The following is a 12326-nucleotide window of genomic DNA, read 5'->3' on the forward strand; positions in this document are numbered from 1 at the left end:
CCGGCTCACCGGCTCATCACCTGGCTGCCGGCTCACCGGCTCATCACCTGGCTGCCGGCTCACCGGCTCATCACCTGGCTGCCGGCTCACCGGCTCATCACCTGGCTGCCGGCTCACCGGCTCGCCACCTGGCTGCCCGCTCACCCGTTCGCCGGCTCACCACCTGGCCATCCGTTCGCCCGTTCGCCCGTTCGCCCGTTCGCCCGTTCGCCCGTTCGCCCGTTCGCCCGTTCGCCCGTTCGCCCGTTCGCCCGTTCGCCCGGGCGAACGGGCGAACGGTCCCGGCTTCGCTGCCGTGCCTTGCCTCAGGCCGGTGATTCGTTGACGCCGTCAGATCGAAAGGGAGCGCAACAGGTACTGGTGCCCCGGTGGCACCGATATCGAGGTGCAGCTTCGGGTGCCCGCCTCGACCGGGCTCCCACCGCCACCGCCACCGACCCCCGGTGGGACCGCTGTCGAGGTGGAGGGCTCCGCGCACCGGAGCGGATGACGCCGGCGCGTCGGTGCCACGGCGACCGGCCGGGCCGCCGTCGGCGTCGCCTGGCGGGTGTGGGGCGGGTGGGTCACTCCTCCGGGGGCAGCTCACCCACAGGGACGTGCAGGCGTACCTGGTCGTCGGTGACCGTGGCGATCTGGTCGGCCAGCACGTACACCGCGCCGGTGCGGGCCAGTTCGGTGGAGACCTTGAGATAGCCGGTACGCAGCAGGCGGGCCGCGAGGTCGGCCGGGACGTCCGGCTCCTCGACGGCTGCCGACTCGATCAGCTCGTCCAGGCTGCCGCCCGGGTCGGCGGTCGACGCCTGCACGGTCACCGCGTTGGGATCGCCCCGCTGGACGAGGTCGACGGTGCCGATCTCGACCCCGACGGTGTCGACCACCCGCATGCCGGTGGTGACCCGGGAGATGACCGCCCGCTCTGCCATGCCCTGCTGCTCCATCACCGGCCGGTTCCCTGCGCCGCCCGCCGCTAAACCGCCGGACGTCCCGCCGCTAGACCGCTGGGTGCACCCCGCCGCTAAACCGCCGGATGTCCCGTCGCTAAGCCGCCGGACGTCCCGCCGCTGGACGGCAGGACCCCGCCGCTAGACCGCCGGGCCCCAGGCGCCGGGCGGACGCGGGGACAGCTCCCGCCAGGCGTCCGTGCCCTCCAGCAGGGCCCGGACGGTCTCCTCGGCCTCGTCGGCACTGCCGTGCTCGTAGAACTGGGAGACGCCCTCCGCGCCGCCGGCCCGCTGCTCGACGTGCCACCGGTCGGCGTCGACCCGGAGGAACACGTCCCGCCGGGCCAGTCGTCCCCATTTGCCGTTCCACCAGTGCCTACGCTGCTCCATGGCCGGACTCTATCGAACATGTGTACGAAAAAAGTCGGCCCCCGCGGGAATTCCGCAGGGGCCGATGTGCACCGGTCGGTCAGCGCGGGGCGGGCGGCTCCGTCCGGCGTCCGAGCACGTCGTCGAGCGCGCCGCGCTGCCCCGGAGCGGTGTGGCCGCCGGCCAGCAGCGCGTCGCGGATCTCGGTGAGCAGCTTGACCTCCTCGCTGGGGGCGGCGGGCGGCGGCTCCTCGCCCCGCTTGCGCCGCTCGGCGAGCCGGTTCATCGGGTAGACGACCAGGAAGTAGAGCGCCGCCGCGGTCAGCGCGAAGGTGATCGCCGCGTTGACGAAGGCGATCCAGTCGAACGGGATGCCGCGGAACTCCGGCGTCGAGCCCTTGAGGCCGTCCTTCTTGCCGGTGATCAGCACGATGATGACCCGGACCAGTGGTTCGAGGAACGACTTGGTCAGTTGGGTGACCACGCCCGTGAACGCGGCACCGATGACGACACCGACCGCCAGGTCGACGACGTTGCCACGCATGATGAAGTCTTTGAAGCCCTTGAGCATCTGCTGCACTCCTGTGCCGTCCGATTCTCCGTCGGGGACAACCTATGCCCCGGTCGGCGGCTCCAGAAAAGCACCGGCCTCGATCGCCGCCCGCCCGGGGTCGCCGTCCCGGATGGCCGCCACCAGTCGGCCGTGGTCGACGTACCGCTGGGGTTGCAGGGTGTCACCGATCGCGTGCGCGACGGTGCTGCGCAGGGCCGCGCCGACCGAGGCGTACAGCTCGGCCAGCATGGCGTTGTGGGCGGCGGCGACCACCGCCGTGTGCAGGGCGACGTCCGCCTCCACGAACTCGGCGACCCGGCCCGACCGCCAGGCGGCCTCCCGGGTGGCGAGCGCGCCGTCGAGCGCCACCAGATCCTCCGGGGTACGCCGCAGCGCGGCCAACCGGGCCGCCTCGACCTCGAACGCCCGGCGGACCTCGACCACCTCGGCCATCCGGTCGTCGGTGAGCCGGCGGGCCACCACCGGGGCCAGCTCGTCGGTCGACACCACGTACGTCCCGGAGCCCTGCCGGCACTCCAGCACCCCGGCGTGCACCAGTGCCCGGACGGCCTCGCGGACGGTGTTGCGCCCCACCCCGAGCGCCGTCACCAGTTGCGGCTCGGTGGGGATGCGTCCACCGACCGGCCATTCGCCGCCGAGGATCCGGCCCCGGAGCTGCTCGATCGTCTGGTGCACCCGCTGACCGCGCGGGGGCACGGGTGGGGAATCGACGGACGGTGTCACCGGTTACACCAACTGCCGAAATTCATCCCATGATTGTAGGTTCGAGGTCATGACCCCGCCAACCGCACCCGCCGTCGAGGCGCCGATCGAACCGCCCGCCCACCGGCCGGCACACCGCGCCCCGTCGCCGGCCACCGGCGGCGCGCTGGTGCTGGTCGGGATGCTGCTGGTCGCGCTCAACCTGCGGGCCGCGGTGACCAGCCTCGGCGCGCTGCTCGACGAGGTACGCACCGGGCTCGGTCTCTCCGGCACGATGGCCGGGTTCGTCACCACCCTGCCCACCATCGCCTTCGCCGGTCTCGGCGCGCTCACCCCGTGGCTGATCCGCCGCTGGCCCGCAGCCCGGGTGCTGGTGGTGGCGATGCTCGCCCTCACCGTCGGTCAGGTGCTCCGGGTGGTCACCGACTCGGCGGCGATCTTCGTGCTCACCAGCGCGCTCGCCCTGGCCGGCATCGCAGTGGCGAACATCCTGCTGCCGATGCTGGTCAAGCAGCACTTCCCACACCGCACGGGGCTGGTCACCGGGGCGTACACGATGGCCCTGACGGCGGGTACGACGGTGGCCGCCGCCTCCGCCGTGCCGGTGGCGCACGCCTTCGGCTCCTGGCGGGCCGGGCTGGGCGTGTGGGCGGCGTTGGCGGCGGTGGCCGTACTCCCGTGGGTGCCGCTGGCGTTGCGGGCGCGCGCCGCCCGACGGACCGCGCCCCCGACGGCGGGCCCGGCCGTCCGCACCCGGGTCCAGCCGGCCCGCACCCGGCTCGGCTGGGCGATGGCGGTCTACTTCGGCGCGCAGTCACTGAGCGGGTACGCGGTGATGGGCTGGCTGGCCCAGCTCTTCCGGGACGCCGGCTTCCGACCGGAGAGCGCCGGACTGCTGCTCGCCGGGGTCACCGCGCTCGGGGTGCCGGTCGCCCTGCTGATGCCGACGCTGGCCGGCCGGCTCCGGACGCTGCGCCCGCTGGTGTTCGGGCTGACCGCGTTCTCCGCGGCGGCCTACCTGGGGTTGGCGCTCGCACCCCGGGACGGGGCGCTGCTGTGGGTGCTGCTGCTCGCCTTCGGTCAGGGCGCGTTCCCGCTGATCCTGACCACCATCGGCCTGCGGGCCCGCACCGCCGACGGCACGGTGGCGCTGTCCGCCTTCGCGCAGAGCACCGGATACGTGATCGCCGCGCTCGGGCCGCTGCTCGTCGGGGTGCTCTACGAGGCGACCGGTGGGTGGACCGCGCCGATGGGATTCCTGCTCGCCGCGCTGGCGGTGCAGACGACCGCGGGCATGGTGATCGCTCGTCCCCGGTTCATCGAGGACGAGCGGTGAGGAAACCGGTCAGGACGAGGCGGGGGTGGGATCGCCCGCGACGGCCTCATCGACAGTCGGGTAGGTGTGCAGCACCTCGACCAGCCCACTGACCTCGAGGATGCGCAGCACGCCGCGCTGCGGGGCGGCCAACCGGACCACGCCGCCGGCCTCGTCGCAGCTGTTCTTGGCCCGGACGAAGACCGACAACCCGGTCGAGTCGCAGAACGACACCTCGGCCAGGTCGAACACCAGCCGGCTGCGCCCCTTGTCGAGCAGGTCGGTGATCTGGTCCTGCAACTGCGGTGCGGTCGCCATGTCGAGTTCGCCCGCGACCGACACGACGACGACGTCGCCGCGCTGTTCCGTGTGCACCGTCAGGGACATTCAGACCTCCTGTTATTGGTGGAACGGTATCCCACGAACAGCGGGACACGCAGAACGGGAGCGCTTCCGGTGGGACCGATCATTCCTTTGCTGCGGGGCAACTACCGGGTCTGCCTCCGGTGATAGAGTCCGGCCGGCCCAGCTCACAGGAGGTAACCATGGCGTTGACCGCAGACGGAGGCGACCGACTCGTCGAGCTACTGACCGGGCACGGCGAGCGGGTGGTGCAGCGGTGGACCGAGGTCGTCGCCGCCTCGCTGCGCGGTCGGCTCAGCCAGGCCGAGCTACGCCTCCAGGTGCAGGAGCTGCACGCTAGCATGATCAATGCCGGCGGTGCCGGCCTGGCCGACCTCCAGGCGCCCTCGGCGGGCGAGCTGCGGGCGGTGCTCGCCGACCTGTCCCGCAGCCGGGCCAGGCAGAGCTTCACCGCCACCGAGACCGCGACCAGCATCTACGCCCTCAAGGACGTCCTGGTCGAGCTGGCCGAGACCGACGGCGTCGAGCTGTCGCTGCGGGACGTCCTGGACTTCACCGGCCTGGTCGACCGGATGGGGCTGCTCACCTTCGAGACCTACGTGCAGACCCGCGAGGGGCTGATCGCCGACCAGGCCGAGCAGCTGCTCGAACTCTCCACCCCGGTGGTGAAGATCTGGGACGGTGTGGTCGCCGTGCCGCTGGTCGGCACCCTCGACTCGGCCCGCGCCCAGGTGGTGATGGAACGACTGCTCCAGACCCTGGTCGACACCGGCTCGCCGTACGCCATCATCGACATCACCGGCGTGCCGGCGGTCGACACCCAGGTCGCCCAGCACATCCTCAAGACGGTGGTGGCCGCCCGGCTGATGGGCGCCGACTGCATCATCTCCGGCATCCGCCCGCAGATCGCGCAGACCATCGTCGCGCTCGGCATCGAGTTCGGCGACATCGCCACCAAGGCGAGCCTGGCCGACGCGCTGCGGCACGTGCTGCGCCTCACCGGGGTGGAGGCGTCCCGCCGCCACCCGCGTCGGGAGGCGTGATGGAACGGGTGCCGATCCTCAAGATCGGCGACATCCTGCTGGTCTCCATCCAGATCGACATGTCCGACCAGACGGCGGTCACCCTCCAGGAGGACCTGGCCGAGCGGATCGTCGCGACCGGCTGCCACGGCGTCATCATCGACATCACCGCGCTGGACATCGTCGACTCCTTCGTCGGCCGGATGCTCTCCACCATCGCCTCGATCTCCAAGGTGCTCGACGCCGAGACGGTGGTCGTCGGGATGCGTCCCGCGGTCGCCATCACCCTGGTCGAGCTGGGCCTGTCGCTCAACGGCATCCGCACCGCGCTGAACGTGGAGCGGGGCATGGAGCTGATCGCGGCGACCCGCGACGACGACCTCGGGTACGACGACCCCGAGGACGTGGAGTCCGGGACGGCGGCGACATCGTCATGACCGCGGGAGTCGACCTGGGCCCGAAGACCCAGGCGATCGGCAGTGACGAGGACGTCGTCCGGGTCCGTCAGCTGGTGCGTACCGTGGCGGTGGCGGTCAAGCTCTCCCTCGTCGACCAGACGAAGCTGGTGACCGCCGCGAGTGAGCTGGCCCGCAACACACTCATCTACGGCGGTGGCGGCACCGCCGAGGTGACGGTCGTCGAGGACGGCCGGCGGCGCGGGGTGCGGATCGTCTTCGCCGACTCCGGGCCGGGCATCGTCGACCTGGGTCTCGCCCTCACCGACGGCTACACCACCGGCGGTGGCCTGGGCCTCGGCCTCAGCGGCTCCCGTCGACTGGTCGACGACTTCGACATCCAGACCGCCCCCGGTGAGGGCACCCGGATCACCGTCACCAAGTGGTCCCGATGATCCACGACGTGGTGCCGGACGCGGGCCACTGGTACCGGGTGGAGAGCGGCAGCGCCGCCAGCACCGTACGACGCGCGGCGGAACGCCTCGGCGGGCAGCTCGGCCTCGGTGAGAACCGGGTCGCCGAACTGGCCATCGTCGCCGCCGAGCTGACCAGCAACCTGGTGAAGCACGCCCAGGAGGGTGTCCTGCTGCTGCGCCCGGTGCGCACCGGCGACGCCGCCGGCGTGGAGTTGATCGCGGTCGACTCCGGCCCCGGGATGGCCGACCTGACCGTCTCCTCCCGCGATGGTCACTCCACCACCGGCACCCTGGGCATCGGCCTCGGTGCCATCACCCGGCAGGCCAGCTGGTACGACGCCTGGTCCCGGCCGGGGCGGGGCACCGTCTTCGCGGTGCAGGTGTGGGCGAAGGAGGTGCGGGCCACGCCGGCCTGGGCGGCGGGGCTGACCCGGCCGATCACCGGCGAGCAGGTCAGCGGCGACAGCCACGCGATGCGTACCGAACAGGGGCGGCACCAGGTGCTGGTCTGCGACGGGCTGGGCCACGGGCCGTTGGCCAACGTGGCCGCCGAGGCGGCCGTCTCCGCCTTCCGGGTCGCGCCGGCCGGTCCGCCCGCCACCGTGGTGACGCACCTGCACCGCGCGATGTCGCACACCCGGGGGGCCGCGTTGGCGGTGGCGGAGCTGGACCCGGCGGCGGGTCTGCTGCGCTACGCCGGGCTGGGCAACATCGCCGGGATGGTGCTGGCCCCGGACGGCACCCGCCGGGGGCTGGTGTCGCTGCCCGGCATCGCCGGCCACCAACGTCCGACGGTGCGTGAGTACGACTACCCGTTCCCGGCCGGCGCGACCCTGGTGATGCAGAGCGACGGGGTGGTGGACCGGTGGCGGTCCGAGGACTATCCGGGGCTGACCGGGCGGGCGTCGGTGGTCGTCGCGGCGACCCTGCTGCGCGACGCCGGAATCCGCCGGGACGACGCCTGCGTGCTGGTCGCGAGAACTCCGTCGTGACCGCCCGCGAGCCACTCCTGCGGATGGCGTTGCGGGTGGAACAGGACATCTTCGGGGTACGCCAGCGGGGCCGGGAGGTCGCGGCGGCGATCGGGCTGGAGCACCAGGACCAGGTGCGGTTCGCCACCGCGCTCAGCGAGGTGGCCCGGGACCTGCTGCGTACCGTGGCCGGCGCGGACGTCAGCTTCGCCCTCGTCACGGAGCCGGACGGGCGGCGGTTCCTCAGCGTCGACCTCGCCCCGTTGCGTCCGCTGCCGGGCAACCGGTACGAGCCGCAGTCCGGCGCGGTGGCGCGATTGGTGGACACCCTGGGGCTGGCGGAGGCCGCGGGATATACCGTCGTGAGGATGTCCCGACGTGTCCCGGCCGCCGCTGCGGCGCTGACCCCGCCGCGCCTGGCCGAGCTGCGCGCCGAGCTGGGCACCAGCGCCCCGGCCAGCGCCCTGGACGAGTTGGCCACCCAGAACGGGCAGCTCATCGCCGCTCTCGACGAGGTACGCAGCCAGCGCGACGAGTTGGCCGTGCTGAACGCCGAGCTGGAGGAGACCAACCGGGGCGTGATGGCGCTCTACACCCAGCTCTCCGAGGAGCTGGAGGCGACCAACCGGGGCGTGGTGGCGCTCTACGCCGAGCTGGACGAGAAGTCGGCCCAGCTGCGCGCGGCGAGCGAGTCGAAGAGTCGCTTCCTGGCCAACGTCAGCCACGAACTGCGGGCCCCGGTGACCGCGATCATCGGGCTGGGGCGGCTGCTGACCGACTCCGCGTCGGACCCGCTCACCGCCGAGCAGGCCCAGCAGGTCGAGCTGATCCGGTCCTCGGCAGCCGACCTGCTCTCCCTGGTCAACGACCTGCTCGACCTGGCCAAGGCGGAGGCTGGCCGGATCGAGCCGGAGTGGGTGCAGGTCGACCTGCGGGCGGTCTTCGGGCAGCTGCGGGGGACACTGCGGGCGCTCACCCTGCGTTCCGAGGTGGAGCTGGCGGTGGAGGAGCCGCCCCCGGGCACCGAGCTCCGCTCGGACGAGGTGCTGCTGGCCCAGGTGCTGCGCAACCTGCTGCACAACGCGGTGAAGTTCACCGACCGGGGTGAGGTGCGGATGTGCGCCGAGCGGGTCGACGACCGGGTCCGGATCCGCGTCTCGGACACCGGGCCGGGCATCCCCGCCGAGCTGCACGAACGGATTTTCGAGGAGTTCTACCAGGTGCCGGGGACCAGCCGGCGCAGCGGCACCGGTCTCGGTCTGCCGTACGCGCGGCGGTTGGTGACGCTGCTCGGCGGCACCCTGACGTTGGCCAGCGAACCGGGTCGGGGCAGCAGCTTCACGGTGGACCTGCCCGTGGCGGGGGTGTGAGGTGGCCGGCGTCCCGGCGACGATCCTGGTGGTCGACGACAGCCCCACCAAGCGCTATCTGCTGGTGAGCTGGCTGACCCGGGCCGGTTTCACGGTCTGGGAGGCGGAGAACGGCACCGAGGCGCTGGCCCGGGTCGGGGTGGACCCGATCGACCTGGTGGTGCTCGACGTCCGGCTGCCGGACCTGAGCGGCTTCGAGGTCTGCGAACGGATCAAGGCGGACCACCCGGCCATTCCGGTGATCCACGTGTCCGCGCACGCGGTCGACGTGGTGGACCGTACCCAGGGACTGACCCGGGGTGCGGACGCCTACCTGGCCGAGCCGATCGAGCCGGAGGAGCTGGTGGCCACCGCGCATGCGGTGCTGCGCTACTACCAGGCGCGGCAACGGGCCGAGTTGCTCGCCGAGCGGCTCACCGGGTTGGCCGACACCACCGTGGCGGTGCACGCCGCGCCGACCTTCGCCCGCCTGTTGCAGGAGGCGGCGGCCGGCGCGGCGCAGATCTTCCGCAGCCCGGCGGTGGTGGTCGCGGAGACCTTCGACGGGGATTGCCTGGCCGGGGTCGCCGCTGGTCCGGGCGCGACGGCGGAGATCGTACCGTGGGTGGTCGACGACACCGGCGTGCCGACCGGGGCGACCGTGCGGGTGGACGCCCCCGACGGGTGGGGGTTGGTGCGCTGGCCGGACGGTGACACGGTGACCGTGGCCGCCGCCAAGCTGCGGGAGGACCGCGCCCCGCTGTACGTGGTGGTGCCCACCGCCACCCAGACCGCCCGGACGCCGGTGCTGGTGCAGCTCGCCCAGGCGGTCGCCTCGGCGGTGGAGGCGCAGCGCTCCTACGACGAGGAACACCGGATCGCGGTGACCCTCCAGCGGAGCCTGCTGCCCCGACGGCTGCCCGACGTGGCCGGCCTCGACCTGGCGGTGCGTTACGAGCCGGCCAGCGCGCAGACCGAGGTGGGCGGGGACTTCTACGAGCTGGTGATGCTCGACGGGCACCTGTTGGTGGCGATCGGCGACGTCGCCGGTCACTCGCTGCACGCGGCGACGGTGATGGCCGAGCTGCGGCACGCGATGCGGGCGTACGCGGTGGAGGGGCATCAGCCCGGGGTGATCCTGGAACGGCTCAACGTGCTGATGCGTACGCTGCTGCGCAACGAACTGGCGACCCTGTGCATTCTGCTGCTGCACCCGTCGACGGGCCGGATCAGACTGGCCAGCGCCGGGCACCTGCCGGCGCTGGTGACGGTGGACGGCCGGGTGGAGTACGTGCAGCAGTCGGCCCCGCTGCTGGGGGTGCGCGCGGACCGGCCGGAGGATCTGGAGTTCACCCTGCCGGCGGGCGCGACGCTGGTGCTCTACACCGACGGGCTGATCGAACGGCGGGACACCACCATCGACGACGGTCTGGCCGCGTTGGCCGCCTGCGCGACGGTGGTCGACGACGACCTGGACGGCTTCTGCCAGCGGCTGCTGGTCGAGCTGGCCCCGCCGGAGATCCACGACGACGTCGCGGTGGTGGCGGTCCGCCGCCGCTGAGTGGTTCCGACTGCTTCCGGAGTCTGCCCCACCACGCGGTGGATGCCCTTGTGCGTCACCGGGCGCCACCACCACCCCACCCCACCCCACCCCACCCCCGCCGCCCGATGCGGGCCCCGACTCCCGATCCGGCCCCGGCGGTGGTCCGCCGGCTCGACCGAGCCACCGAGGTCCCGCAGTCCCAACCCCTGTCGTGGTTACTGAGGGTGCTCAGAGACGGGTTGACTCCCGACGTCGCTCACCGTAACTAAGAGCCAACCTCGAATTACTCCCCTCTCCATCCTTTGCTCTGCTGCCCTATCCGCGACAGCGCGCTGAGCTGCAACTTTGAAAATAACCATAGGCGCGTCGCTTTTCCAACCTGACACGTTGAGTAGCTGTCGCCTCGATGGCAGCAGAGCAAAGGATGCGGAGTGGGGAGATGGGGGGTGGCGACTGATGTTACTCATCGTTATCGCCGGGGGTGGTGCTGGTTGGCGCGGGGATCGCCAGAAGTGGGGACCAGGATCGTGGAGAGTTCCTGCGGCGATGGCGACGAGCACGCTCCACACGGTGAGCTGACCACCAGTGTGGTCCCGGACTGGTCCGGGCGGTGGGGTCGTCGGTCGACCCCCGGTCGGGCTGAGCGACCCGGTGGCCGGGCCGGCCGAGCCGGTGGCCGGGCCGGCGGCGAAGCTGGTCGCCTGCTCTCCGCGCCGGTCGGGCCGACGCCGTCCGGTGCGGGTCGCTGGCTCGGACGTGGGTGGGGATCAGTGCAGGGAGCGGGCGTAGCCGGTGGGGGTGTGACCGGTGACCGCGGCGAAGTCGCGGGCCAGGTGGGCCTGGTCGCTGTAGCCGAGGTCGGCGGCGAGGGCGGCCCAGTCGGGCAGCCCGGTGACGACGTGTTCGATCGCCTCCAGCAGGCGGTAGCGACGGATCACCCACTTGGGACCGACGCCGACGTGGTCCAGGAAGAGCCGCTGTAACCGCCGGACGGAGAGATCGTGCCGGCGGGCCAGGTCGTCCACCCGCAGCACGCTCCGGTCGGTGCGGATCGACTCGGCGAGGGCGATCGCCTCGGCCGCCGTCGGGTCGGGCTGTGGCGCCCAGGCGAGCAGGAAGGCGTCCAACGCCCGTCGGCGCTCGTCGTCCGTACCCCCGCAGCGGGGTGACGCGACGGCGGACCCGGCGGCGCGGGGCGTGGTCGGGCCAGCGGGGTGGGTGGCGGCGGCACCGGGGGTGGTCGACCCGGCGGCGCGGGCGGCGATCGGGTCGGTGCGGAGCGGGACGTCCCGGTCGGTGAGTTCGGCGACCGGGCGACGCCAGAACGGGCGGAAGCCGCCGGGACGGAACTGGATACCGCTGACCGTTCCGGTGCCGGTCAGGGTGACCGTGAACAGCCGCCGACCGACCCCGGCCACCTCGGCGGTCTCCGGGCCGCCGGCATCCTGCCGGAAGACGACGTTGACCGCCGGGTGCGGCACCACCTGCTGGGTGAACGGCGCGGTCAGCGCCCAGTCGGCCAGCCAGTAGTGCTCCACCCACGGGCGCAGCGCGGGGGCCGGCAGGTGCCGCCGGAACCGCAGCTCCCGGCGCAGCCGGGCCGGATCGAGGATGCCCCGGTCATCCGCGCGTGGCTGTCGCATTCGTTCAAGACCACCTTCATACGCTGGCCGTATGCCAACGAAGACTAGTGAGCTGCTGGCCGCCGCCGCCCCGGGGACCGTGGAGTTGGTCCGGGCGATCGGCGACGACCAACTCGACCTGCCGACCCCGTGCGCGGAGTACGACGTCCGCGGACTGATCAACCACGTGTACGACGTGGCGGTCAACTTCCAACGCCTCGCCGCCGGGCAGGAGACGGACTGGTCGGTCAAGACCGATCACGTGGCCGAGCCGGGCTGGCGGGACCGGTTCGCCACTGAGGTGAAGCAGCTCGTCGTGGCCTGGGACGACCCGGCCAGCGAGGAGGGCGTCGCGCCGGCGATGGGGCTGCCCCGGTCGACGATCGGCCTGATGGGGGTGGTGGACCTGGTAGTGCACGGCTGGGACCTGGCGCGGGCCACCGGCCAGCCGTACCAGCCGGCGCGGGAGAGCATCGCGGCGCTGCACGGCTTCATGGACGAGATGGGCCCGATGGGCCGGCAGATGGGCGCCTTCGGCGCGGAGGTGCCGGTCGGGGCGGACGGGACCGAACTGGACCGGCTGCTCGGCCGTACCGGTCGCGATCCGGCCTGGACGAGCTGACCGCTCCCGCCCACCGGGTCGCCGCACCCGGTGGGCCGGGCCGCCCACCGAACCCGCCGGAC

14 protein-coding genes are annotated in these 12326 nt (G+C 72.6%); 8 read left to right on the plus strand and 6 right to left on the minus strand.

Going from position 1 to position 12326, the window contains the following annotated elements; genetic code table 11:
• Positions 1-563 precede the first annotated feature (563 nt).
• From AB0B63_RS21835 to AB0B63_RS21850, 4 genes are all read right to left on the minus strand, one after another.
• Positions 564-923 carry a hypothetical protein gene (locus AB0B63_RS21835; protein ID WP_357021532.1) on the minus strand — a complete coding sequence of 120 codons (360 nt, stop codon included), beginning with the start codon at positions 921-923 and terminating at the stop codon, positions 564-566.
• A 159-nt stretch (positions 924-1082) separates the two neighbouring features.
• Positions 1083-1331, minus strand: a complete 249-nt coding sequence (locus AB0B63_RS21840) for a hypothetical protein (protein ID WP_208565435.1) — start codon at positions 1329-1331, stop codon at positions 1083-1085.
• Positions 1332-1410: 79 nt separating this feature from the next.
• Positions 1411-1881, minus strand: coding sequence for a large conductance mechanosensitive channel protein MscL (gene mscL / locus AB0B63_RS21845; protein ID WP_208565436.1), 471 nt, complete (start codon positions 1879-1881; stop codon positions 1411-1413).
• A gap of 42 nt (positions 1882-1923) precedes the next feature.
• On the minus strand, positions 1924-2607 hold the full coding sequence (locus AB0B63_RS21850) for an FCD domain-containing protein (protein ID WP_208565437.1): 684 nt from the start codon (positions 2605-2607) through the stop codon (positions 1924-1926).
• A 160-nt stretch (positions 2608-2767) separates the two neighbouring features.
• On the opposite strand from AB0B63_RS21850, the gene AB0B63_RS21855 reads away from it, so the two are divergent.
• Entirely contained in the window at positions 2768-3922 is a 1155-nt protein-coding gene (locus AB0B63_RS21855; protein WP_244251724.1) for an MFS transporter, read from the plus strand.
• Between the two features lie 9 nt (positions 3923-3931).
• Here AB0B63_RS21855 and AB0B63_RS21860 read toward each other — a convergent pair whose 3' ends face one another.
• Complete coding sequence (locus tag AB0B63_RS21860; RefSeq protein ID WP_067310147.1) at positions 3932-4288, minus strand: STAS domain-containing protein; 357 nt, start codon at positions 4286-4288, stop codon at positions 3932-3934.
• Positions 4289-4446: 158 nt separating this feature from the next.
• Between AB0B63_RS21860 and AB0B63_RS21865 the strand changes: the two genes are divergently transcribed.
• The 6 genes from AB0B63_RS21865 to AB0B63_RS21890 are packed head-to-tail and all read left to right on the plus strand — an operon-like array spanning position 4447 to position 10038.
• Entirely contained in the window at positions 4447-5307 is an 861-nt protein-coding gene (locus tag AB0B63_RS21865) for an STAS domain-containing protein (RefSeq protein WP_357021538.1), read from the plus strand.
• Positions 5307-5723, plus strand: a complete 417-nt coding sequence (locus AB0B63_RS21870; protein WP_208565440.1) for an STAS domain-containing protein — start codon at positions 5307-5309, stop codon at positions 5721-5723. Before AB0B63_RS21865 ends, AB0B63_RS21870 begins: the two co-directional genes overlap by 1 nt.
• Positions 5720-6136: an ATP-binding protein gene (locus AB0B63_RS21875; RefSeq protein ID WP_357021542.1), complete on the plus strand. Its 417-nt coding sequence runs from the start codon at positions 5720-5722 to the stop codon at positions 6134-6136. Before AB0B63_RS21870 ends, AB0B63_RS21875 begins: the two co-directional genes overlap by 4 nt.
• Entirely contained in the window at positions 6133-7149 is a 1017-nt protein-coding gene (locus tag AB0B63_RS21880) for a SpoIIE family protein phosphatase (protein ID WP_357021545.1), read from the plus strand. The genes AB0B63_RS21875 and AB0B63_RS21880 overlap by 4 nt, the downstream gene beginning before the upstream one ends.
• Before the next feature lie 23 nt (positions 7150-7172).
• On the plus strand, positions 7173-8498 hold the full coding sequence (locus tag AB0B63_RS21885; protein WP_208565830.1) for a sensor histidine kinase: 1326 nt from the start codon (positions 7173-7175) through the stop codon (positions 8496-8498).
• Between the two features lies 1 nt (position 8499).
• Positions 8500-10038 carry a SpoIIE family protein phosphatase gene (locus AB0B63_RS21890; RefSeq protein ID WP_357021548.1) on the plus strand — a complete coding sequence of 513 codons (1539 nt, stop codon included), beginning with the start codon at positions 8500-8502 and terminating at the stop codon, positions 10036-10038.
• Between the two features lie 749 nt (positions 10039-10787).
• Here AB0B63_RS21890 and AB0B63_RS21895 read toward each other — a convergent pair.
• Positions 10788-11663 (minus strand): helix-turn-helix domain-containing protein, encoded by an 876-nt coding sequence (locus tag AB0B63_RS21895; protein WP_357021551.1) that lies wholly within the window; start codon positions 11661-11663, stop codon positions 10788-10790.
• Between the two features lie 31 nt (positions 11664-11694).
• Between AB0B63_RS21895 and AB0B63_RS21900 the strand changes: the two genes are divergently transcribed.
• A complete protein-coding gene (locus tag AB0B63_RS21900) occupies positions 11695-12264 on the plus strand; it encodes a TIGR03086 family metal-binding protein (RefSeq protein WP_357021554.1) in 570 nt (189 codons plus the stop codon).
• Positions 12265-12326: the final 62 nt, after the last annotated feature.

The sequence above is a fragment of the Micromonospora sp. NPDC049081 genome, from assembly GCF_040648835.1.
Lineage (GTDB): Bacteria > Actinomycetota > Actinomycetes > Mycobacteriales > Micromonosporaceae > Micromonospora > Micromonospora antibiotica.